Origin of the sequence: Bacillus thermozeamaize, assembly GCA_002159075.1 — a bacterium.
GTDB lineage: Bacteria > Bacillota > Bacilli > ZCTH02-B2 > ZCTH02-B2 > Bacillus_BB > Bacillus_BB thermozeamaize.
Genome location: LZRT01000130.1, coordinates 1 through 23716 on the forward strand (window position 1 = coordinate 1; position 23716 = coordinate 23716).

Genomic DNA, 23716 nt, shown 5'->3' on the forward strand with positions numbered 1-23716 from the left:
TTGGTCCGCTTCAACAATGACTTTTTCCATGATAAGAGCGCCCAGCGCTTTCACCATCCGAAAGATCTCTTGCTCCAATTGGATGAAATTGATCTTGCCCTCAACGATTTGTTGCGCTAGACTGGAAATGTAATTGAATAATTCCATCGAAAAGAGACCTCCTTTGCTGAAGGGTGTGACAGGTCTCTTTTCGCTTTTTATAAGCGATTTTCCTGCCTGCTAGCCAATGATTATTTTACTCTAACCGATCACAATTCTTATCTTCTGAAAAGCGATCGTTTTCATTGCGGTTTTGAAAAGTGGCCGGCTTGCTTATTCCACCGTCAGGCTCTTCGCCAGGTTCCGCGGGCGGTCAACGTCGTATCCGCGTACAGAACCAGCATAATAAGCCAGCAATTGCAACGGAATCGCCGCAAGAACCGGCATCAAAAAACGATGCGCCTTCGGAATATACAACACCCCGTCCACCACGTCACCCACATCATCGTCACCAACGGTGGTAATGCCGACGACAAATGCGTCGCGCGCCTTGATTTCCTTGATGTTGCTAATCGTCTTGTCCTTCACCGCTTCCTGTGTCACGAGGGCGATGACGGGAACGCCTGGAGTGATCAGCGCCATCGTCCCGTGCTTCATCTCCCCTGCCGCATAGGCGTCGGCGTGAAGGTAAGCCACTTCCTGCAGTTTGAGCGCCCCCTCCAGCGCCAACACGTAATCCAGCCCGCGTCCGATCAAAAAGAGATGCTTTTGATCATCGGTCACTTGCGCGAATTCATCAATCGCATCATGGGTCATGACGAGCGTCTTCTCCACATCCTCCGGCAACCGGCGCAAAGCTGTCAAAAGATCCGCAATCATTGCCATGCCCGGACCTTTCCGCTTTTCTGTCAACCAGATCGCCAGCAAGATGAGTGCCGTGATTTGCGTTGTGTAAGCTTTGGTTGCAGCCACCGCCAGTTCGGGTCCCGCTTCCGTGTAAATCGTACAATCCGCTTTGCGCGAAACGTTGCTCTGCCTCTTGTTGGTAATCGCGATGACGGGACACCCGTTTGCCTTTGCTTCCTTTAACGCCGACAAGGTGTCTGCCGATTCTCCCGATTGACTCAAGACGATCACAAGATGACGGTCGTCCAGCGGACCGTGGCCGTACCGAAACTCGGAAGAAATGGATGCTTCCGCGGGGATCCCGACCATTTGTTCAATGATTTTCTTCCCGATCATCCCGGAATGATAGGAAGTGCCGCTGCCGACAATTTCAATCTTGTACATATGGTTTAACTTTTCCTCATCGAAAAACGCATCCAACTCCGGCATGCGGACGCCATTTTCCGTCAGGCGCCCCGCGAGTGTCTTTTCGATCGCCTTGGGCTGTTCAAATATCTCTTTCAACATATAATGAGGGTAATCTTGCAAGAATACATCCTCTTCATTCCATTCCACACGCGTACGTTGTGGTTGAACCGTTTCCCCTTCCAACGTCTCCACCCTGATTTTTCCTGGCGTCAAAATGACAATCTCCCCGTTTTTAATCGGGTGGATCTCACGGGTGTAGGGAACGAGCGCCGGAATGTCAGAAGCAAGAAATGCTTCGCCTTTGCCAAATCCCAAGACGAGCGGATTGTCCTGGGACACCGCGATGATCGTGTCCGGCTGCTCCCGGGACATGATGGCCAGGGCAAACGATCCCTTTAACATCGGCAACACTTTGCGCACGGTCTCTGCAAAATCGCCGGTGTCGTAATGGGATAAAAGATGGGGGATCACCTCTGTATCCGTTTCCGTTTGAAATGTGTGCCCTGCGGCCATCAGTTGCTTCCGCAGCTGTGGATAATTTTCAATGATCCCATTGTGCACCACAAAAAATCGTCCCTTTTCGTCGCTTAACGGATGGGAATTGACAGCGGTCGGCTTGCCGTGGGTCGCCCAACGTGTATGTCCGATCCCGAGGCATCCGTCCGTGATCGGTTCCAGCATCAGCAAAGCTTGCAGATCCTCAATCCGGCCTTTTTCCTTGCGCACTTCGATGGTCCGCAAATTTGAAATCGCTACCCCGGCAGAATCATAACCGCGGTAATCGAGACGCATCAGACAATCCAAAAGGATAGGCAACGCATTGCGCTTGCCGATATAACCTACAATACCGCTCATCCCACACACACCTCACTGTCGCGCATGACACCGGCCAATGGTTCATCCCGCAACGCCGCTGCCGGTGTCATGTGGATGCCTTATCGGTGTCATGATGGTACCTAAGTCGTCATCCAAAACAAACAGAAAACCCCTGTGAGAAAGAACTATCCCACAGGGGCACCGTTGCCTAGAAATATACTACGTTACAGTGCCAAGCGTGTCAATAGCGCCCGATCGCTCGATCGCCTTACCGAAAAGGATACGGAATCACCAAGGCTATGGATTCACTCACGTCAAAAATCTTGCCGGGGGGATGCAAAGCCCCATCTCCTGCAAGACACGCAGCAACATGACCTGCATATGCAGCGGCAAAGCGCCGATTTCATCCGGGAAAATGGTGCCGCCATCCGCCAATCGTAATAGATTTGAACAACTTTGAACAAGGATGTCATGGAATCATCCGGCTCACCGGCATTATGATATAATCGATACAATCAATCTATAAAAATCGTTTCAACGCAGGAGGATCAGATGGCTGTCTCCATTTCTGCAAGTGACATCGCGGAACTGGTGGATTTTTTAAAAAAATTGCCCGACACGACGGAACGGGCTTTTGAAGAAAGAATCGGGAAAAAAATCTCGCAGAGCGGACCAGGCATCAAAGAACAGCTCCAATATATTCTAAACCATGAAAACGATCCCGAGATCCGGTTTCGCGCCTTTTTCGGCTTGACTTTTTACCTGCGAAGACAAAACAACTTCAGCGAATTTAAACGAACGGTGGATCAGTACTTAGATGAATTTACCCATTTCAAGCTTCACTTACATATCCTGGCATTGTTGCACAAATCCATGGGGGATGAAAACTCCCTCAAACAGGCTATCGAGTATTCAAGACAAGCGATTGAAGCGCTCCCGGATCATATCGGCGTCCTGCACTGCTTTTGCGACTGCGTGGTGACGGCGCAAGAAGAGGGAATCGAAATCAACGAGCAGTATATTCGGGAAGCCAGCCGCTTCATCGACAAAATCCTGGCCAAATCACCCGATTACGCCAAGTTTTACTGCACCAAAGGAAGAATCTGCGCCCAAAACGGCAATTTTTCAGACGCCAAAAAATACATCATGAAGGCCATTGATATGGAAAACGACCAAACCAACGATTACTCCATCCGCATCAGCGATTATAAAAACTACCTGGCCCAGATCAAGTCGTTTGAATTGTTCAAAAAAGTGGAAGAGGGAATCAAGAAGACGGAAGAGACATTGAAAGCCGCACAGCATAAGATTGAGGACCAGGCGGAACAGACCACCCAAAAGCTGGAAGACCTCAAGACGCAAAACCTGCAAATTCTGGGCTTTTTCACAGCCCTGATCAGTTTTATCCTGACATCCATCAACATCCTCGGCAATCATTCGTTTGCCGAGGCGGCACAATTAATCCTGATCCTGAATGGTTCTATGATATTGGCATATGTAGCGTTCAGCATTCTCTTTATCCATATCGAAAAAATACTGAAGAAGTTGATCGTGGCCAGTATCTTCGGACTCGCCATGATTGCTGCCGGATTGATCTCCCACATGACGCTCTCTTAGGAGGAAAAGCATGAAGATAGACATCGTGTATCTGAAAGGTGTCAATGAAGTCAATGAAGATGCCTACGTAGCGGATGAACAAAAAGGCGTCTATGCGGTCATTGACGGCGCAACCGGCCTGGACGGCTTATCCGGGAAGCTGGCGGCAGAGACGATCCAAAACGCTTTGCAAAAGATGTGCGCAACTGACTCATTGCTCGAATCGGTTCTAAAGGGAAATCAAACGTTGGGCGCGCTTGCAGCCAACGAATACGGTGTTTCTTCCATCAGCGAAATCCCAAAAGAGAAAAGAAGTTCTTGTGGCATGGCAGCCATCCGAATAAGGGACGGGAGGATGGATTATGTCCATGCCGGCGATTGCATGTTGTTCCTCCAATATGAAGACGGCACGATTCGCCATTTGACCCACGACCATCTTTTCCGCTTGGATGCCTGTTCGATTGCCGAATTGAAAAAACGCTGGGACAGCAAGCTGCAACCAGGGGAAAATCCTAATCATTGGGAACCCGAAAAAATGAGCAGCGCATTTAAAAAAATTCGCGAAGAGATTAAACCCGTTTTGAAAGAAAACCGGAACAAACTGAACACCCCGCAGGGCTACTGTGCGTTGGACGGCAGTGACGAGGTGCCGCGCCATATTGAATACGGATCTGTCAATCTGTTCCACGTAAAAAAGATCTTGCTTTTATCTGACGGGCTTCAACTGATCCACATTGAAGGAAGCGGGTTCAAGGTTTGGGATGAAACGGCACGGTTTGCGTTTCAACACGGACTCCGCCAGCTGGAAAAGACAGTGACAGCCATGGAACTGGACGATCCGGCCTGTTTTACCTACCCGCGGCTTAAGCCTGCGGACGATAAAACCGGCATCTTGATTCATTTTCATGACGATGAAACAGCCCACAAATGAAAAACCTCGCCTCCGGCATTCTGGAGATCCAGAATCCCATCGGCGAGGTTTCCTGACTGCCTGCCGCCACATGGCGGAAGGCGGCATGCTTCATGCCAGGACTTTTGCCAGTTTTTCCTTCGATTGCACCCCGACAAAACGCTCTTTCTCTTCCCCGTTCTCAAACAGGATGAGCGTTGGAATGCTCATCACGCCGAAACGGCTGGCCAGTGTCGCTTCTTCATCCACGTTGACCTTGGCGATGGTGACCTCCTGCAGTTCATTCGACAATTCCTCCAGGATCGGCAACTGCATCCGGCAAGGTCCACACCATGGCGCCCAAAAATCGACCAATACCTTTCCCTCACGGATGGCATCGTCAAAGGTTTGCGTAGTTAACTCCTTCATGAACAGCCCCTCCTTTTCTCCTTATTATCAATAATATCGATACCGACTTATGCTTGCAATGCGGGTTCTCCCGGTTTCCAGTTGGCACCGCACAGATGGGTCGCCGGTTGCCGTGAAGATAGAAATGGTGCAGGAACTTCTGCCAAAAGCTCCTGCACTTGGGTATTGGCGTTGACACCCTCATCATATTTGAATAACGAAAAATAATCAAGATCATAAGGTTTTTTTATAAGCATCCCCGCAAAAGAAAAAAATATCCCGCTCACCGCGGGAAAAAATCCTTCCGGATCACTGCTGGTAAACCGGATCACTGCCGGTAAAGATGGAAAAACTCGGTGCCGTCGGCCTGGCGCACATAAATGGCCTGAGGCTGGTTCAACGAACGGATGTACAGGTTCACCTGCGTTTGATTGGGGATCACATCAGGAAGCTTGGCAATCACAAACTGCGCCAACTGGGTAATTTGTTCCTGGGAATCGTACTCGGCATTGATCTCCACTGTCAACTCAACCAGCTGCTGTTTTTGGAAGCGGGCCATTCCAGACACGCTCGCAAAACGCGGGAAATAGTCCTCGATTTGTTCTTGCAGCTGCTTAAACGAAGTATTGATGGCTGTCTGGTGATCCCCTGAACCGCCCCGCGGATGTGGGAGCAACATCCATTCCTCCGCCACCTCATTCCACTGGGTGACCTTTTGGCTCCCTTCTTTGGCAACACTTTCCATCAGCATGCCGCCAGGTACAAAAGCTTCGTCAGGATCATGGAGCACGATCAAGACGACAATCGGCGCATTGGCTTTCTGGCGAAGACGGCCGACCAAATCGTCAGCTACGGTTTGACTCATTTGCCGGATTTGATTTTCGGAAAAACGAACCGGCGACTGGGGAGCCCCTTTGACCACCGGCGTGTAACCGCTCGTCACGGCAACGCCAAGCACCATCCCCCCCAACTCTCCCTGTTCGGTCAAATAATCATGCTCCAGAAAGCCGAGCACAAACGGATGTCCCAGCATCCTTTCCCATTCCTTCAGCCAGGATGAGCCCTCCTCCCGGCTGATGAGCTGCCCCTCCTGAAAAAGGTACTTATCCGGCGGGAAATGGGCGGTGGCTCTCGTCATCATCGTCCGCTCAAGCTGGGATTTTTGCAAATCATTCAATTTGGATAACCCGGCAAAGGCGACCGGGGTGTAGGGCAACACGCCGCGATAGGCAATTTCATTGACATTGGCAGCCGGTGAAATGATCCGGGGAGTAGCTTCAGGCTCTTCTGCCTCATTCGGCAAGAGGTTGACCTGGCACCCTGTCAAAAGCGATAAGCACCAGAAAAAAACGGCGAACGGAATAAGGCGTCTGCGCAAGCTATTCATCGCTCTTCTTCCTTCATTACTCGTCTTCTTTTTTCGCATAACCAATCGTTTTCAGGAATGTTTCCTCATCCATCAAGGGGATGCCCAGCTCCTGGGCGCGTTGCAGCTTTGAGCCGGCCTGCTCGCCGTAGATCACCCAATCCGTCTTGCGGCTGACCGAACCGCTCACCTTCCCCCCCAACGACTCGATGAGACGGGTCGCTTCCTGACGCGTCAACGAGGAAAGCGTACCGGTCAGGACGACCGTCTTGCCGGCCAGCGGACTCTCTTCGGCGCTGGGCTGGACTGTCTGCGGCTGCCGCATGTTGACGCCGGCCGCGCGCAATTTTTCCAGCATTTCCTGCACACTGGGCTGCGAGAAATAGGAACAAATGCTTTGCGCAATCTTGGGGCCGATCTCCTCGAGCGCGAGCAGCTCCTCCTCACTGGCCTGCTGCAGCCGCTCCATCGTGCCGAAATGCTCGGCCAAAGTCCGGGCGGCTTTCTCGCCCACGTGCCTAATCCCGAGCGCAAAGATGAGGCGGGAGAGCGGATTGGATTTGCTGCGTTCGATCGCCGCCAGGAGATTGGCCACGGACTTTTTGCCCATGCGCTCCAGTTTGAGAAGCTCTTCCTCCTTCAGCGTGTACAGGTCGGCGGGCGAGCGCAAGAGTCCGGCATCGAACAACTGGGTGATCACCTTCTCACCCAATCCGCCAATATCCATCGCATTCCGCGAGGCAAAGTGGATCAACCCCTCCCGCAGGTGGGCGTGGCATTCGGGGTTGATACACCGCCAGGCCACTTCTCCTTCCAGTTTCACCAGCGGGCTGCGACACTCCGGACAATGGCTGGGCATGCGGAAGGGCCTTTCTTCTCCCGTCCGCTTCTCCGGCACCGAACGCACCACTTCCGGGATGATGTCGCCCGCTTTCTTGACCACCACCACGTCGCCAATCCGGATATCTTTTTCACGAATCAAATCTTCATTGTGCAGGCTGGCCCGGCGGACGGTCGTGCCCGCCAGTTTGACGGGCTCCAGAATGGCTGTTGGCGTCACCACTCCGGTGCGGCCGACATTCAGCTCAATCTCGACGAGCCGCGTCATCGCTTCCTCTTCCGGGAACTTGTAGGCAATGGCCCACCTGGGGCTGCGGGCGGTCCAACCCAGCCGCTCCTGCCAGTCGAGACGGTCCACCTTAACGACCATGCCGTCAATCTCATAGGGCAACTCGTGGCGCCTTCCCGTCCATTCCTGGACATAACGCAGGACCTCATCGATGCCGCGGCACAACCGCCGCTCCCGGTTGACGCGGAAGCCCAACCGCTGCAGCTCCTCTAGGGACTGGCTGTGACGGGACAAGGTGGATCCTTCCCAATATCCAACCCCGTAAATGAAACAGTCCAGCGATCGTTTGGCGGTAATCCGCGGATCCAGCTGACGCACGGAACCGGCCGCCGCGTTTCGCGGATTGGCAAACAGCGGTTCACCGAGGCTTTCCCTTTCCTCGTTCAGCCGCAAAAACTCGTGCTTAGGCAGGTACACCTCTCCGCGGACCTCCAGGCTGACGGGCTCTGTCAAGCGCAGCGGGATGGAGCGGATGGTGCGCAAGTTTAGCGTAATATCCTCCCCCACCATCCCGTCGCCACGGGTCGCCCCCTGAATGAACACGCCCTCCTCGTAACGAAGGGAGATGGCCAGGCCGTCCACTTTCAACTCCACCATATAATCGATCTCGGGCTCATGCAGCAGGTTCCGGACACGCCGGTCAAAATCCCGCAACTCCGCCTCCTGAAAGGCATTGCTCAGGCTGAGCATCGGCGTCCGGTGCGTGACCTTGGCGAATCCGCTGAGCGGGGCCGCACCGACCCGTTGCGTGGGGGAATCAGGGGTGATCAGTTCCGGATACTTCTGTTCCAGCTCCAGCAGTTCCTGCATCAGCGCATCATACGCCTGATCGCTGATCTGGGGATTGTCGTGGACGTAGTAGTGAATGTTGTGTTTGTGTATTTCCTCGCGCAACTGGTTGATTCGTTCTGCCGCCATCTCTCGATTCATGGTTCATCGCTCCCGCACCGCATCTTCAGACTTGACCTTTTGCAAGGGGGCATATCGGGCCATCAGCCGCTTCATGCCGATCGGCTCCCCGAACACCACCATCAGTTCCGTATCCTCCCCTTCACCGTGGACGGAAACGACAAGTCCCTGACCCCACTTGTGATGGATCACCTTCTCCCCGGCCCGCCAATTCTCCCCTGCGCCGCTTTCGCCTCCCTGCCGGACAGAAAGACCAGGTGCGACCCGGGACCGAAAGCGGGCGGACGGCTCCGCTTTTGAGCGGCCATCATCCGAACGATCATGCAGCAAATGGGCCGGGATCTCCGCAAAAAAGCGGGAAGGCAGATGGTGCATGACCTGCCCGTAGATCATCCGCCTGCGGGCGGCGGTCAGGTAGAGCCGTTCTTCCGCCCGTGTAATGCCGACATAAGCCAGGCGCCGTTCCTCTTCCAGTTCCTCCTCGTCATCCAGCGCCCGCTTGTGGGGAAAGATCCCTTCTTCCATGCCGCAGAGAAAAACGACCGGAAACTCCAGTCCCTTTGCGCTGTGGAGCGTCATCAAGACGACAGCGTCCTGCACATCCTGTTCCTCCAGCGTGTCCAGATCGGTCATGAGCGACAGTTCCGTGAGAAAATCAAGCAACGTTCGCGTTTCGTTACGGGCCTCAAACTCCACAGCCACCGAGATAAATTCCTGGATATTCTCCAGCCGTCCTTCCGCCTCAATGGTGTTTTGCTGCGCGAGACTTTCCCGGTATCCGCTTCGCGCAAGCACTTCCTCGATCATCTCGGAGGCGCTCAAATACTCGGACATCTGCCGCCATTCGGCGATCAAAGCGGCGAACTGGGCTGCCGCGCGGGCAGCCTTTCCGCTTAAACCCGCCCGCTCCGGTTCCTTTAACGCTTCGTACAAGGAGACCTGACGCTCCGCTGCATACGACTTCAACCGCTCCAGGCTGGTAGCGCCGATCCCCCGTTTCGGAACGTTGATCACCCGTTCCAGACTCCACTCATCCTCAGGATTGACCACCAGGCGAAGATAGGCGATCAGGTCTTTGATCTCCATTCGTTCATAAAACCGCATCCCGCCCACCATCCGGTACGGCAGCCCTTCCCGCATCAGCGTCTCCTCGAGGACGCGCGATTGGGCATTGGTCCGGTAAAGGACGGCAAAATCGCCGTATTTCCGGCCCGCGCCCACCTGCCGCCTGATCTCCTCGACGATAAACGAAGCCTCCTGATGTTCATCTTCTGCAATGAGCCGATGGATCAATTCTCCCTTGGGATTGGCCGTCCAGAGCCGCTTCTCCTGGCGCTGGCGGTTGTTGGCGATGACATGGTTGGCCGCATCCAGGATGTGCTGTGTCGAACGGTAGTTTTGCTCCAGCTTGATCACAGTGGCCTGCGGGTAGTCTTCCTGGAAGTTGAGGATGTTGCCCATATCCGCCCCGCGCCAGCGGTAGATGGACTGATCGGCATCTCCCACCACACAAATATTCTGATGCCGCTCGGCCAGCATTCGCACCAGCAGGTACTGGGCCCGGTTGGTATCCTGGTATTCATCGATATGGATGTACTGGAAGCGGCGCTGGTACGCCTCCAGCACCTCAGGATTTTCCTGGAAAAGGCGGACCGTCAGCAAAATCAGGTCGTCAAAGTCCATCGCCTGGTTTGCTGCCAGGCGGCGTTGGTACAACTGGTATACACGGGAAACCGTTTTTTGAAAAAGGTTGCCTGCCTGCGCCTCATAACGTTCCGCCGTCAGCAGCTCGTTTTTGGCATGGCTGATCGCCGCCAGGAGGCTTCGCGGCTCGAAACGGTTGGGATCCAGGTTCAGTTCCCGCAGGACTTGTTTGACCACCGCAAGCTGGTCCTGGGTGTCAAGAATGGAAAAGGCAGGAGCATACCCCAGATGGTGGCTTTCGCGGCGCAAAATCCGCACACACACACTGTGGAACGTCCCAATCCACATCTCCTCAGCCATGGGGCCCACCAGCTGTCCGACCCTTTCGCGCATCTCGCGCGCCGCCTTGTTCGTAAAGGTAACGGCCAGGATATTCCAAGGCAGGATCTTCTTCACTTCCATGAGGTAGGCCACCCGGTGAGTGAGCACGCGCGTCTTGCCACTGCCGGCACCTGCCAGGACCAGCAAAGGGCCTTCCGTCGTCTGGACCGCCTGCCGCTGCTCCTCGTTCAACCCTTGCAACAGCCGGTGCATCTTTCCATCCTGATCAGCAGAGCCGCGCTCTTCTGCCTGAGATCGTTGCCTCATCTCACCCTTCTTCCTTTCCAGCAATCCCTTTCAGTACTATGCTACCTCTTGAAAGGCCGCAGTGTCGACAGGGCTGCTTGAAGATCATCATAAATGGCGTTGCCGACCACAATCGTGTCGGCCCACTGAGCCAATCGCGCCGCCGCCTCTGCCGTGCGTATTCCGCCGCCATAAAACAGGCGGCTCCGCCGCAAAATGGGCCGGGCGGCTTCCAGCCAGGCCTGACTGCCCAATTTCCCGCTGAACTCGATGTAAAAAACCGGCAATTGGAACAGGTGTTCGGCCAGCCTGGCATACGCCTGAACTTCCTCAGGCGAGAGGGCGGTTCGGCTTTCCGTCAACCGCCCTACCGCCGAGTCCGGATTGCCGACGAGATACCCCTCCACCACCACCAAATCCCAAGGAATGAGACTTCCATACTTTTTCAAGCCAGCCAGGTGAGCGTCAATGAGCCAATGACGGTCACCGGCATTGAGAACCATCGGCAGCAGGTATAGATCAAAACCGGGAACGACCGCTTCGCTGGAGGAAACCTCCAGAACGCAAGGGATTTCATACCGGCGGACCCGGGCAAGCAATTCCACCGTATTCTCATAAGTGACATTCTGGGTGCCGCCGACAATCACGGCATCCGTACCCGAGGTACAAATCGCATCCAACGCTTCCTCTGAGAGGAAACGGTCCGGATCCAACTTGAACACGTGCCGCCACGACTGGATCATCTGTTTCAACCGCTCCGACGCCCCAATCTACTTCCCGATTCGTTCCAGTACCAATTTATACCCGTCATTTCCGTAATTCAGGCACCGTTTCACGCGGGAGATGGTGGCAGTACTGGCTCCCGTTTCCCGTTCTATCTGATTATAAGTATGTCCTTTGCGCAACATGCGAGCCACTTCCAGGCGCTGTGCCAGAGATTTCAATTCATTCACGGTGCAGAGATCATCAAAAAAGAGATAACATTCCTCCAGGTTTTTCAATGTGAGAACCGATTGGAACAACTGATCGATCAATGGGTCTTTCAATTTCTCGAGTGGCATGCGAGATCCCTCCTAAGACGGAGTGCTTTGATCCATTATAACATCACTGCGTTAAATTTTCGCTGCCATCCACAATGTTAACCGACGCCTGCATGCCGGGCTTGTCTGGAATGATGTTGACCCAAGTATTTCCAGGAAGAAGCCGGATCGGTTCTCCAGCTGCATCGGTGAAGACAAAAAACTCTCCCTGCTTCCTGTGCCACTGGATCGGGGTGGCCATTCCGCGCTGAAACAGCATCCCCTCCCCCTGGCCGGTCAGGATGACCTCGCGCCGTCCTTCCTTGTCCACGATCCGATGCGGCGCTTCCATCACAATCAGATTGGTGACCGCCAATTGCTCCTCTGTCTCCATGTCACGGTGCGGTTTTCCCTTTGTCTCCCGCATGTACTGACGACGCCCGGAATCATATGCGTAAGCTAGATCATAAGTGCGATGGTAGGTGATCTCTACGCGGGTTGCAGGCTGCCCATCCCGAACCTCCTCATCTTGGAGAAAATGGAACTGTGGCAGCGCGCCTGCCTTGGTTTCCCATCCCTTGTCTGCAATCGCCTCGCGCAAGCGGGTCATGTCGGTGTATAAATTGTGCGGCATACGGCGAAACTTTTCCCGCCAGAAGTAGCGTCCCGCATTATAAATCTCATCCAGGTGCTCGTAATTGGTCTGCTTCAACCGTGCCAGCGCTTCTGTTGAACCGCCCGCATGAACCAACACCGCATTCATTCCCTCGGCGATGTCAATAAAATAGGGGCGTACGCTCCGAACCGGTCCCAACCGTTCCGGCTTCTGGCTCTGATAGATGGCGACAAAACGCGTGATCCATCCTTCGGCCAGGACCTCAAATACCCAATCCGCCTTGTCCAACCCGGATTGCGGCCGGGCCTGGTTATGGTTTTCGATCATCACCGCCACCACCCGTTCATCGACCGGCGCATCGGCCGGCAGACCCGTTAGCGGCGCGGTGATGGGCTGCTCTTGCGGACTCTTGTCTTCCGGCAGGGGTGCCGGGGGCGGCGTTTTCGGTTCCGGCTGCACATACCCGCAACCTGCCGTCAAAGCGATGAGGAACGCTATCATGCCCCATTTCAGGCAGCGGACGATCCGCTCATTCCCATTACAAATCATCGTTCTCACCTTCATGGTCAAGAGAAATGGACGGGTACAGAACCTGCCGTTCCTTCACCGAATAGATGCCTTGCGGCGTCAGCCGCACATAGGGGAGATGGGTGGCCGGCAGGAACATCAAGGAATACACCGGGTCGAGATGGACATACCCGGCCTCGCGCAAGTGCCGGTACAACTGGCCTGCCGCCGCTGCAATCACGTCATACGGTTCCGGACTCATCGAGGAATAAATCGGCAGCTGGATTTCAAAGCTCACCTGCTGGCGATCCACCAGGACGACGCCGCCCTTCAGTTCCAGCAGGCGGCGGAGGGCCTTGGCCATGGCTGCTGTATCCTGGCCGAGCACCAGCAAATCGCCGCCCACTGCCACGGAAGCGGCCAGGCCGTCCAGTTGGCGGGCAAATCCCCGCAATAAGCCGTTGCAGACCCAACGGCCTTGCCGGTCAATGAGACTGGCCAGGACGAGCCCTTCATTGGACGTCCAATCCAGCTGGCCAGACCGGACCGGAAAAGTTTCCATGTGAACGGTGGTGATTACGGCATCGCGAAGCTGAATGACCGGAAATTCCATCTGTTCCTGAGCCGTCCGGACAGGCAATCGGAACAGGGACTCCTCCACCTTCCTTGGGCCATATTTCCCGCTGCTGGCGACACGGATAACTTCCGGCAACAGAAGTTCCACGTTGAGTTTGTCCGACTCGGCGACCATCTTCCCTTCTGCCATGACCTTTTGCGGCCGCGGCTGGCGGAGATCCCGAAGAAACAGAATGTCAGCCAACCGGCCGGGGGCAATGCCGCCCAACTCGCCGTCCAATCCATAATACGTGGCCGGATTGAGCGTGACAAGCCGGTACGCAGTAATGGGTTCCAGGCCGGCCTCCATCGCCTCCCGCAACAGATAATCCGTCAGCCCTTTTTCAAGCATCGGCGGTGTCGGGCCATCCGTGGTCATCATCAGCCGGTTGCTCCAGCAAATGTTCTCCTTCAACAGCCCCTTAACCAATTCGGGCAAATCGGGCCGGATGGGACTGAGCCGCAGCGTGGCATACATCCCCAAACGCAGCCGTTGAATGACGTCATCGCTCCGGATGCTTTCGTGACAGGCCCGTACCCCTGCGGCCGCAGCTGCATTCAAGGTCCCCCCGGAGGCGCCGGGAAAATGTCCTTCCACCCGCTTCCCGAACGATTGGGCCGAAAGGACATTTTCAATCATCTGTTCATCCCCGGCAAGCAGCCTGGGCCAATCGGTCAGCTCGCCCACCTGCAGGACGAAGGGGTGAGCAAGCAGCCGCCTGATCCTTTCAGGGGCAAAACGCCGAACCATTTCATCGTTGGCCGTCTGGGCATCCAGACGGGCTCCCCAGAACATTTTTACAGGGAATTTGGCGAATGCATCAAGGGCTTCAAGATACTGCTCCTCATCGAGGCGCATGAACAGCTCCAGATTGTCATGCACAATCGCCGTCGTCCCATGCCTGAGCGCCTTCTCGGCAAAGGTTGCCGGATTGAAGAACAGGGTGGAATGTGCATGCGGCTCAAAATAACCGGGACTCAAGACATACCCCCGGCCGTCAATGACCAACGTATGGTCTGAACAGGGAGGCAGCTCGCTTCCCACATAGGCGATATGCTTGCCGCTGATGGCAATATGGGCCTCCATCAGTTCATTGGTATAGACGTTGATCAAGGTGGCGTGTTGAATCACCACATCCCCCGCCTGTTCCCGCTTGGCTACCGCGATCAGTTTTTGCATCTCGGATCCGCTCAATGGCCGAATCTGCTGTGTCAATCGGGAACCCTCCTGTCATCCACTGTTTCTTATTTTCTGGTTTCAATCATCTTACCACAGGATTTTACGGTCCGTATAGACAACCTTCCGCCGTGTCGGACGGCAATAGAAACGTATAAAGCGGATATACTAAAGCTTGTCATTGTTCCGCTCCTGCCGCCTATGACATTTTGCCGATGACATTTTCATATGGAAAGAGGTGATATGGCTTGAGAAAAAACGTCGGCACCTGGGATGCCCTGTTTCGGATCACCTTGGGCCTGGCCGGGCTTGCCTGGTCGATCAGCCGGATGGCCCGCTTGCCGTACCGATCCAGCGGCTTTACCCGCTTCATTCTCTGGATGAGCGCCATGAAAGTGGCCGAGGGCATAACCCGTTTCTGCCCGATGCTGTTCGCCTTCAACATGAATTCGGAGGGAATCACCATCCGCTGGAAAAATCCCGGAAAACAGCAGGCCTCGTTGCTGTTCGGCGAAGAGGTTCAAGAAGAACAGCGCCAATCTGCGCAACACCAGGGTGCGCCTCGCCCCCTCGGGCACAGCGCCGGCAAGTCGATTCGGGCAAGACAACTTGGAAAACCACGCCCATTGCAATGAACGGCCCTTCCGCGAAAAAAAACACCCCGGCCAGGTCGGCACGGGGTGTTCGTTCATCTCAACTGATAAACCACACGGATCTGGGTCTCGTATTCCAACTCACCCGCCGGCACAGGGGTTGCCGCATCGCTGGCCGGCTGCTGCGCCATCTCGTACTTAGCCATCTCTCGATAGACGACCGGCGGCTTTTGTCCCGGTTCCTCATCCACCGCCAGCACTTTTCCCAGTTTGCCTCCGGCACGTTCCGCCAGCAATTGCGCTTTTGCGCCTGCCTGGCTCAGGGCTTTCTCCAGCGCTTGTTGTGCCACAACCTTTTCTTTCTCCCCGCTCATGCGAAAAAGAACGCCTCCCGCCTCATTGGCGCCTGCCCGGGTGGCCGCGTCAATCACCGCCCCCACCCGATCCGCCTGCCTGACCACCACCTTCAGGCGGTTGACGGCCGCATATCCATTGGGACGGGGATTACCCTCTTTTGGATAATCAAACTCTTGCTGAATCTCGTAACCCTGCGTCTGGATATCGGCCGGGGCAATGCCTTGCTTTTTGAGCGCCTCGATCACCGCCTGCATTTTCCGGGCATTCTCCTTCACCGCTTGATCGGCAGAAGAGGCGCGGGTCCGCACCCCGATCGTGAAAACAGCCTCGTCCGGTACCGCCGTCACCTTGCCCGTCCCGATCACCCGAATAAAAGGCTGATCCAGCAGTTGCTCTTCCGCCGCCTCCACATGGCTTACATCCCTCTTGCCGCTCCATAAACCCGTCAACGACAGACTGGCCAGGAACATGGCAAGGATTCCCAGAAAAAGGACAGGCCACCTGATTTTGAATCTTTCGTCCATCCTGTTCATCCTTTCTCAAATCGTGGATTTCTCCGAAAAGTCGATATCCATATCTGCCAAATTAGACGATAGGTTGCATCCCAGGGTTTCTGACAAAAATAAGTTTCCCGCCTCCGGAAAATGGGTCTCTATACGATTTCACAGCTCAGTGACCGTCATACAATGAAGGTACAACCATCAGAAAGGAGGGAAATATAATGTCGGATTACAGTGGCGGCTACGGTGGTGGCTTTTTCAAAAGCAATATCGGGATAATTCTCGTGATTTTCGTGTTGCTGGTTATCATCGCCGAGCATCGTTTTTGGTGGTAACCCTCGCCAGACAGCATCCCGTACGGGGCGTCAAAGCACCAAGTGTTTGGCGCCCTGATTTTTTGTAAAAATGCTCGAAAAAGTAAACCGATCGTAAGAACAGCCTCGTCAGGTACCGCCGTCACCTTGCCCGTCCCGATAACACGAATAAAAGGCTGATCCAGCAGCTTCTCTTCCGCCGCCTCCACATGGCTCACATCCCTCTTGCCGCTCCATAAACCCGTCAACGACAGACTGGCCATGAACATGGAAAGGATTCCCAGAAAAGAACGGGCCACCTGATTTTGAATTTATCTTTCATCCTGTTCATCCTTTTTCAAATCGTGGATACCTTTCTCAAATTGCGGATATCTCTGAGACGATGGGATGCATCCCAGGGTTTCTAATAAAATAAGTTTGCCGCCTTCGGCAAATGGGTATCTATACGATTCCACAGCTCACTGACCGGCATACAATGAAGATACAACCATCAGAAAGGAGGGAAACACAAATGTCGGATTACAGTGGTGGCCATTGTGGTGGCTTTTTCAGAAGCAATATCGGGATAATTCTCGTGATTTTCGTGTTGCTGGTTGTCATCGCCGAGCATCGTCCATGGTAACCCTTGCCAGATAGCATCCCGTACGGGGTGTCAGCACCAAGTGTTTGGCGTCCTGTTTTTTTGTAAAAATGCTCGAAAAAGTAAACAGTTTTTTAAGAAGAACTACGCAACAGGATGTTTCCGTGATATGATCGTCATGAAACAGCGCACATGGCAAAGAAAGGAGAAGTTGGACGTGTACCAAACGGTGCAGGGACATCCTGTTTTTTGCGAAGTTCGCCACGCGGAAGCAAACGCCACCCCGGCGGTTTTTGTCCACGGAGCAGGCGGATCACACCAGATCTGGCGACATCAGTTTGATCTTTTGAAGGATCGTCCGGCATATTTCGTGGATCTTCCAGGTCATGGACAATCAGGCGGCCAAGCGTTGACAAGCGTCAAGGAGATGGCCGATTGGTTGAGCGAGTGGTTAAAGCAAGCGGTGGGTGAGAAACCCGTCATTCTCGTCGGCCACTCCATGGGCGGTGCCATCGCCCAGTGGATGGCGCTCCACTATCCGCAGCAGATCAAGGCCATCATCCTGGTCACCACCGGTTCCCGTCTGAAGGTCAATCCCCAATTCCTGCAAGATCTGGAACAAGGCATCTACGATCCGTCCAGCATGCGCCGCTCCTTCTCTCCACATACGGACGCGGAGCTTATCGAGGCGGAAATCGAACGACGGAAAGGGAACATCTCCGTCGAAGTAATCCGGAACGACTATCTTGCGTGCAACGCTTTTGACCTGAGAAACGACATCCATCAGATCTCTTGTCCGGCGTTGATCATTGCGGGCGAGGATGATCAATCCACTCCGCCTTTCTATTCCACGTACATGGCAGAGCAGATCCCTGGCGCCCAACTGGTCATTTTGCCCAAGGCGGGACATTACGTGATGCTGGAACAGACCGATCGTTTCAATCAGGAGCTGCTATCCTTTATCAACCGGTACTGACCACCCAAGTTGCTTTACCCAAGCCGCCATGAGCTGTCAACCAGCCGTCATCCTCTTCATGTCATCCCCCTTCATTAACGGGTGCGAAAAAACCCGTGGACGCCGCTTTAACGGTTCCCACGGGGTTTTTCTTCCAAATCAGCCTTGCGATCAGACTTGCGGCAACGCCTCAAGGCTTTTCTTTAGTTCCTCTTCCGGATAGGCAATATCTTTCAGTTCGCCTGTCAGGTAATCTTCATAAGCAGCCAGATCGAAGTGGCCGTGGCCGCTCAGTCCGAAAAGAATCGTCTTCGCCTCGCCAGACTCCTTACAGCGCAGCGCTTCGTCAATGGCGGCGCGGATGGCATGGCTGGACTCAGGAGCCGGCAGAAGTCCTTCCGTTTGCGCAAACTGCAGGGCTGCGCTGAACACCTCATTCTGTCCGTAAGCCCGCGCTTCGATCAGCCCCTCCTTATACAGGTGGCTGACCAGCGGCGCCATTCCGTGATAGCGCAACCCGCCCGCATGAATGCCCGGCGGCATGAAATCCTTGCCCAGCGTATACATCGGCAACAAAGGCGTAAGGCCCGCCACATCGCCAAAATCATAGGCAAACGCGCCGCGCGTCAGTGTCGGGCAAGCTGCCGGTTCGACTGCGATGAACCGCACAGGCTTTCCTTCCACCAATTTGTCATGGAGAAAAGGAAAACTCAGGCCTGCAAAGTTGCTGCCCCCGCCTGAACAGCCGATCACCACGTCCGGATAAGCATCCGCCTTCTCCAACTGCTTGCGGGCCTCGAGCCCGATGATCGTCTGGTGCAGGCATACGTGATTCAGCACACTGCCCAGCGCATAATTGGTATCCTCATGCGTGGCTGCATCCTCCACCGCCTCGCTGATGGCAATCCCCAGGCTGCCCAGAGAATCCGGATTGGCCTTGAGCACCGCACGCCCTGCCTCCGTCCGGTCACTGGGGCTGGCGATCACCTGGCCGCCAAAGCTATTCATCAGGATGCGCCGGTATGGTTTTTGCTGGTAACTGACTTTTACCATGTACACCGTGCATTCCAGACCAAAAAATTTGCAGGCCATGCTCAAGGCACTGCCCCATTGTCCGGCTCCCGTCTCGGTGGCGATACGCCGAATCCCGGCTTCACGGTTGTAATACACCTGGGGAATGGCGGTATTCAGTTTATGGCTGCCCGCCGGGCTGGTCCCCTCATACTTGTAGTAAATCCTGGCCGGCGTATCCAGCAGCTTCTCCAGGCGGCGGGCCCGATACAACGGGCTGGGACGCCACAACCGGTAAAGCTCCCGCACTTCGTCCGGGATTTCAATCCAGCGCTCCCGGCTGGCCTCCTGCTCAATCAGGGCCATCGGGAAGATAGCCTGCAGATCGGAAGGCTCAAGCGGCCGTTTGGTCGCAGGATGCAAGGGCGGCTGAAGATTCTTCAAATCAGCCTGAATATTGTACCAATGCGTAGGTATCTCCGCCTCGCTCAGCAAAATCTTGTTTTCCTCAAAACTCATCTCTTCTCATCTCCTTTGCAATCTCCTGGCACTGCCTTACAAGCTTATCTTACAGGGCATCCCGCAGCTTGTCCACATCTTCCCTTAGCCCAGAAATTGTTCCACTACCTGGCAAAACTTCTCCGGAAACTGGCCGGTGAAGCCGTGACCACCCCCTGGAAAAATCTCCAACCTCGCACCCGGGATCCGTTCGGCCAGAATTTCCGAATTCCTCGGTGGTACCAGGATATCCTCACTTCCCGTCATGACGAGAGTCGGAGACGTGATCCGGTCAAGGCGATCATATGTCCCAAACCGCTGAATCGCCCCCAGCTGTCTCTGAAACGCCTCCAATGGGATCGGCGCTCGGCTGACTCTCTCCCAAAATCGTTCCACTTTGTCCGGTTGTTCAGCGACAAAACTGTCCGGAAACAAGAGCTTCAGCTGACGCTGCTTCAATTCATCCGGCGAGACGTTGCGATTGGCCAGCCATCCCAGCACCTCCGGCGAGGCAGGGACGGACTGCGCGCCGCCGCAATTGGTGCAGACGAGCACCAGCTTGTCGACTCGCTCAGGATAATGAAGCGCAAATTCTTGGGCGATCATCCCGCCCATGGAGACACCGAGAATATGCGCCTTCTCTATCCCGACCTGGCTCATCAGAGCAGCCGTATCTTGCGCAAACATGGGAATCGAATATTCCACGGCCGGCTTTTCCGTCCGTCCCGCTCCCCGGTTGTCAAACAATAGAAGGCGGTAACGTTTGGACAATCGTTCGATCATTTCAGGTTCCCACCAGTCCAGGTTGGCCGACAGACCCATGATCATGACCAGCGGTGTCCCTTGTCCGTGAATCTCGTAGTACATCTCGATACCATTGGCTTGAATGGTAGGCATGACCTATCCTCTCCTTGCAATATTTATTGTTTTGAATATATTGATATATTTACCGATTGAATCTCCTTCTGTCAATCTCTGCTTTTAAAAGTAGGGCAGCCATACGCATTTGTGAAACGAAACATCAACACAAAAGGATCGGGATGTCCATGCCCCCCGATCTCTGAACCCGGTCGCCCCTATGGCGGTTTAGTCATCATCCAACGGGATGCCGTATTTCTTTGCCAGATCGAGAAATCGTTGGTTTTCCGGGTAATCTTCTTCTGATGTGGCTAATCCCTGCTGCAGGGCGTGTTTCGCTTTTTCCGCCTGTCCAGATTTGGCGGCCGCATCGGCCAGGTAATACCAGTACACACGATATGGCGTTTGTGCGACGAGATGCTCGTAGTACTTGACCACTTTTGGAAAATAAGCCGGGTAGGCTGTTGGATCCGGAGCAAACCTGTTTCCCTTGTCAGCCTCTTGAAACTGGAAAACCTCCACTTGATAGGCATTTCCAGTGTCTTTCGTCCAGGTTGCGATTTCGATGAAGCCATCCTTGTCAAAGTCGCCTATTTCTAAATGATGATACGCAAGGGTATCGATGATCCGGATATCGGGACGTTACAGAAAAAATGCCAACAAAAAAAGCCCGGCTCCACGCGCGCGCCGGCTTCCAGAGCGGGGCACAAACAAAAAAAAGTCCGTCAAAACGACGGAACAAACATCATCAAGGCTATCAACATAAGGCTATATTGTTCAACCCTGAAACCTTGCCAACTGCGCCAGTCGCCAAGAACCCCCTCAAAAAGCTCAACCATGAAAGCGGGGTGGACGTTTTTCCACAAAAGCCCGGATGCCTTCCTGGCCCACCGGCGACGCGGCCATCCTGGCGATGCTCTGGCTCTCGTACTCCATCTGCGTCTCCAGAGTTTCGTTCCATCCGTTATACAGCAGATGCTTGGCCGCCCCCAACGCCTCGGTCGGGCCGTTGGCAAGCTGAACCGCCAATTTCTTGGCTTCTTCCATCAGTTGCTCGCCGGGAACCACCTGATTGATCAGTCCCCACTCCAACGCCTCCTGGGCCGACAGCATCCGGTTGGTCAGCGTCAGTTCCATCGCCCGCCGCAAACCAACCAGCCGCGTGAGGAAATAGGAGCCGGAGCCATCCGGAGTCAACCCCGCACGCGTATAGGCCATGGTAAAACGGGCCGAGTCGGCGGCAATCGCCAGGTCGCAGGCGCAAACCAGGCTCAGGCCTGCTCCCGCCGCCACGCCATTTACCGCGACAATGACCGGCGGATCCATTCGATTCATCCGGGATACGGCGGCATGAAGATACGTGGTGGTTTCCTTGAAACGATATTCAATCTCAGATGGCGCAAACTGGGCAAACCCCTTCAGATCGCCTCCGGCGCAAAACATGCTCCCCGAGCCGGTCAGAATCACGGCGCGAATCGCCGGATCGGTGTCGCAACGCATCACCGCGTCCAGCAATTCCTTTCCCATCTGATCGTTAAACGCATTGGCCGCCTCCGGCCGGTGAATGGTAATGGTGGCCACATGGTCCTCGACATGAAAAAGCAAGGTGCTGTATGTCAACCGTTTCTCCCCCTTAAACACTTTGCGTTCGCATATCTATTTTATCAATCTTATCACAATAAAACAAAATCTCCCTTTTTCACGCTCCTTATTTATGGCATGAAATTTTCGGCGACAATTCAATCGGTTTCATTCCTGATGGCGCTCCTGATACATCTGATACTGGTGATACATGTCTTTGGCGGCAGCCAGCAGGGCTTGCTGCGCTTTTCCTTGATAAGCCTGGCGAATCTCTTCCAGAATCGGTTCAATGCCGTCTTGTAAACTGTACCCTTTCAGCAACCGGCTGATGAACTGCTGTGCGTGAGCAGTGGCCAAGGTGCATGAAGCGTCGACAATCACGCCGTATTTTGTGTCCACTTCCACCGTGATGGTCAACATTTCATACACGCTTTTCGCCGCCATCCCCTGCGGCAGTTTGGCGTGACCCGCCAGCATGACCGTTCTTGCCATCCTCATTTCCCCTTTGCCATGAACTGAAACGAATCGTGGATCTGATCAATTAATAAGATAACTCAACTTTCCCGCCTGGAGAAACCCTCCCGATCCCGACGCGCAACTTTTTTGGCCGCTCCGTTTTGCCGCCGGCACATTGCCGCCAGCAAATAAAAAAGCCGCCCGGTTGCAACATTCCAGGCGGCTGGAAAGCGTTCATTCCTCAATCACGATTTTCTCCAATTTCAGGTTTACTGGATTGGCCAGCGAATCGCCGACTGGGCATTGCCGTTCCAGATAGGCGACAAATTGTTCCACCTGCTCTTTGGGTGCATCGGTTTTGATGTGAAACGTATAACGGATTTCCGAATACCCGCGGCGGACATCCGACTTATCGAAAAATCCGTCGAGATCAATGTCGCCTTCTGTCTCCACCCAAAATTCGTCCAGTTCCCCCCATCCATGAACATAGGCTGTTACCCTGACACCAACGGCAAAGACGGATCGGAAGCCCACTCAATGCGGGAACCGTCGTAAACCGCCACATCATCCCGGCCCAACTGGGCCAGTGCCAGCGCCACCCAAGTGGCCGCAATGCCGCCGCCACAGTAGGTGATGACTTTGCGCGACGGGTCCAGGGCCCCGGTGGGGCCGAAAATCTCTTTGAGCATTTCAGGAGCGAGAAAATGCTGCGTCCTGGGATCGGTAAGGTTGCCGAAAAATACATTGACACTTCCCGGGATATGCCCGTTCCGGGGATAAACATGCCGCTTGCCGAGATGATCTTCCGGTGACAAGCTGTCAATCAGCACCACCGACGGGTCACCCAAAGCTTCCTTCACCTCTTCTTTGGTGGCCAGCAGCCCGGGGCGGCGCTTCCCGGTAAAACGGGCCGACGGATAAGAGGAAGGCTCCGACGTAACCGGCCTGCCTTCTTCCTTCCACTTGGACAGGCCTCCCGCCAGCACGGCTACATCATCGAATCCTTCCAGACGCAACTGCCACCACAGCCGGGATGCCCACATGGAACTGGCCTCGGGAGAACCGCTCGGAGCCCCCTGGTCGTAAACGACCACATACGTGCCGTCACCGACGCCAAGAGCGCCCATGGCTTCCGCAAATCGTTCATGGGAAGGCACTGTACAGTGAAACGGGGAGTCGGGATCGGACAGCTCGGTGATCAAATCGGCGAAAACGGCCCCCGGAATATGTTCTTTTTCATACACGGAACGGCCGGAAACCAGTTCCGCGCCGCCTTCCCGGATCTTGAGGAACGTCGTCGCATCCAGCAAACGCAACCGCGGATCATCCAGACGTTGTGCCAGCCATTCCGTATCGACCACATGGGGAATAGACGCCATTGAAGACACCTCCTTAAACAACA

The 23716-nt window shown here is 54.6% G+C and carries 22 protein-coding genes and 1 pseudogene; 4 read left to right on the plus strand and 19 right to left on the minus strand.

Going from position 1 to position 23716, the window contains the following annotated elements; translation table 11 throughout:
• Window positions 1–312: 312 nt before the first annotated feature.
• Entirely contained in the window at window positions 313–2148 is a 1836-nt protein-coding gene (locus BAA01_00805) for a glutamine--fructose-6-phosphate aminotransferase (GenBank protein ID OUM84397.1), read from the minus strand.
• A gap of 513 nt (window positions 2149–2661) precedes the next feature.
• Here BAA01_00805 and BAA01_00810 point away from each other — a divergent pair.
• Both BAA01_00810 and BAA01_00815 read left to right on the plus strand, forming a co-directional pair.
• Window positions 2662–3726 (plus strand): hypothetical protein, encoded by a 1065-nt coding sequence (locus BAA01_00810; GenBank protein ID OUM84398.1) that lies wholly within the window; start codon window positions 2662–2664, stop codon window positions 3724–3726.
• Window positions 3727–3736: 10 nt separating this feature from the next.
• Window positions 3737–4636 (plus strand): hypothetical protein, encoded by a 900-nt coding sequence (locus BAA01_00815; GenBank protein ID OUM84399.1) that lies wholly within the window; start codon window positions 3737–3739, stop codon window positions 4634–4636.
• 90 nt (window positions 4637–4726) lie between these two features.
• On the opposite strand, the gene BAA01_00820 is transcribed toward BAA01_00815, so the two are convergent.
• The 9 genes from BAA01_00820 to BAA01_00860 all read right to left on the minus strand — a co-directional run bounded on the left by BAA01_00820 (window position 4727) and on the right by BAA01_00860 (window position 14614).
• On the minus strand, window positions 4727–5029 hold the full coding sequence (locus BAA01_00820) for a thioredoxin (protein OUM84400.1): 303 nt from the start codon (window positions 5027–5029) through the stop codon (window positions 4727–4729).
• A gap of 41 nt (window positions 5030–5070) precedes the next feature.
• Window positions 5071–5334, minus strand: a complete 264-nt coding sequence (locus tag BAA01_00825) for a hypothetical protein (protein ID OUM84401.1) — start codon at window positions 5332–5334, stop codon at window positions 5071–5073.
• Window positions 5331–6389 carry a hypothetical protein gene (locus BAA01_00830; GenBank protein ID OUM84402.1) on the minus strand — a complete coding sequence of 353 codons (1059 nt, stop codon included), beginning with the start codon at window positions 6387–6389 and terminating at the stop codon, window positions 5331–5333. Before BAA01_00830 ends, BAA01_00825 begins: the two co-directional genes overlap by 4 nt.
• 16 nt (window positions 6390–6405) lie before the next feature.
• Window positions 6406–8427 carry a DNA ligase (NAD(+)) LigA gene (locus BAA01_00835; protein OUM84403.1) on the minus strand — a complete coding sequence of 674 codons (2022 nt, stop codon included), beginning with the start codon at window positions 8425–8427 and terminating at the stop codon, window positions 6406–6408.
• 3 nt (window positions 8428–8430) lie between these two features.
• Window positions 8431–10644 (minus strand): ATP-dependent DNA helicase PcrA, encoded by a 2214-nt coding sequence (locus BAA01_00840; GenBank protein ID OUM84430.1) that lies wholly within the window; start codon window positions 10642–10644, stop codon window positions 8431–8433.
• A 95-nt stretch (window positions 10645–10739) separates the two neighbouring features.
• Window positions 10740–11420: a geranylgeranylglyceryl/heptaprenylglyceryl phosphate synthase gene (locus BAA01_00845; protein ID OUM84431.1), complete on the minus strand. Its 681-nt coding sequence runs from the start codon at window positions 11418–11420 to the stop codon at window positions 10740–10742.
• Between the two features lie 27 nt (window positions 11421–11447).
• Window positions 11448–11738: a hypothetical protein gene (locus BAA01_00850; protein OUM84404.1), complete on the minus strand. Its 291-nt coding sequence runs from the start codon at window positions 11736–11738 to the stop codon at window positions 11448–11450.
• A 43-nt stretch (window positions 11739–11781) separates the two neighbouring features.
• Window positions 11782–12837, minus strand: a complete 1056-nt coding sequence (locus tag BAA01_00855; protein ID OUM84432.1) for a hypothetical protein — start codon at window positions 12835–12837, stop codon at window positions 11782–11784.
• A gap of 13 nt (window positions 12838–12850) precedes the next feature.
• Entirely contained in the window at window positions 12851–14614 is a 1764-nt protein-coding gene (locus BAA01_00860; protein ID OUM84433.1) for a hypothetical protein, read from the minus strand.
• A 245-nt stretch (window positions 14615–14859) separates the two neighbouring features.
• On the opposite strand from BAA01_00860, the gene BAA01_00865 reads away from it, so the two are divergent.
• Complete coding sequence (locus BAA01_00865; protein ID OUM84405.1) at window positions 14860–15246, plus strand: hypothetical protein; 387 nt, start codon at window positions 14860–14862, stop codon at window positions 15244–15246.
• Window positions 15247–15299: 53 nt separating this feature from the next.
• Here BAA01_00865 and BAA01_00870 read toward each other — a convergent pair whose 3' ends face one another.
• Together BAA01_00870 and BAA01_00875 are read right to left on the minus strand one after the other, a co-directional pair.
• Window positions 15300–16085 (minus strand): hypothetical protein, encoded by a 786-nt coding sequence (locus BAA01_00870; GenBank protein ID OUM84406.1) that lies wholly within the window; start codon window positions 16083–16085, stop codon window positions 15300–15302.
• Window positions 16086–16302: 217 nt separating this feature from the next.
• The gene (locus tag BAA01_00875) at window positions 16303–16674 is read right to left on the minus strand and encodes a hypothetical protein (GenBank protein ID OUM84407.1); all 372 of its coding nucleotides are present in this window, start codon (window positions 16672–16674) and stop codon (window positions 16303–16305) included.
• Window positions 16675–17124: 450 nt separating this feature from the next.
• Here BAA01_00875 and BAA01_00880 point away from each other — a divergent pair, with 450 nt between their 5' ends.
• Entirely contained in the window at window positions 17125–17931 is an 807-nt protein-coding gene (locus BAA01_00880; protein ID OUM84408.1) for a hypothetical protein, read from the plus strand.
• A 150-nt stretch (window positions 17932–18081) separates the two neighbouring features.
• On the opposite strand, the gene BAA01_00885 is transcribed toward BAA01_00880, so the two are convergent.
• The 7 genes and pseudogenes from BAA01_00885 to BAA01_00915 all read right to left on the minus strand — a co-directional run bounded on the left by BAA01_00885 (window position 18082) and on the right by BAA01_00915 (window position 23693).
• Window positions 18082–19440: a TrpB-like pyridoxal-phosphate dependent enzyme gene (locus BAA01_00885; GenBank protein OUM84409.1), complete on the minus strand. Its 1359-nt coding sequence runs from the start codon at window positions 19438–19440 to the stop codon at window positions 18082–18084.
• Between the two features lie 84 nt (window positions 19441–19524).
• Entirely contained in the window at window positions 19525–20316 is a 792-nt protein-coding gene (locus tag BAA01_00890) for a hypothetical protein (protein OUM84410.1), read from the minus strand.
• A gap of 189 nt (window positions 20317–20505) precedes the next feature.
• Window positions 20506–20799 carry a hypothetical protein gene (locus BAA01_00895; GenBank protein OUM84411.1) on the minus strand — a complete coding sequence of 98 codons (294 nt, stop codon included), beginning with the start codon at window positions 20797–20799 and terminating at the stop codon, window positions 20506–20508.
• Window positions 20800–21108: 309 nt separating this feature from the next.
• The gene (locus BAA01_00900; protein ID OUM84412.1) at window positions 21109–21897 is read right to left on the minus strand and encodes an enoyl-CoA hydratase; all 789 of its coding nucleotides are present in this window, start codon (window positions 21895–21897) and stop codon (window positions 21109–21111) included.
• Window positions 21898–22026: 129 nt separating this feature from the next.
• The gene (locus tag BAA01_00905; GenBank protein ID OUM84413.1) at window positions 22027–22356 is read right to left on the minus strand and encodes a hypothetical protein; all 330 of its coding nucleotides are present in this window, start codon (window positions 22354–22356) and stop codon (window positions 22027–22029) included.
• Window positions 22357–22548: 192 nt separating this feature from the next.
• A pseudogene (locus BAA01_00910) lies at window positions 22549–22785 on the minus strand (peroxiredoxin).
• A gap of 23 nt (window positions 22786–22808) precedes the next feature.
• A complete protein-coding gene (locus BAA01_00915; GenBank protein OUM84414.1) occupies window positions 22809–23693 on the minus strand; it encodes a thiosulfate sulfurtransferase in 885 nt (294 codons plus the stop codon).
• Between the last annotated feature and the right edge of the window lie 23 nt (window positions 23694–23716).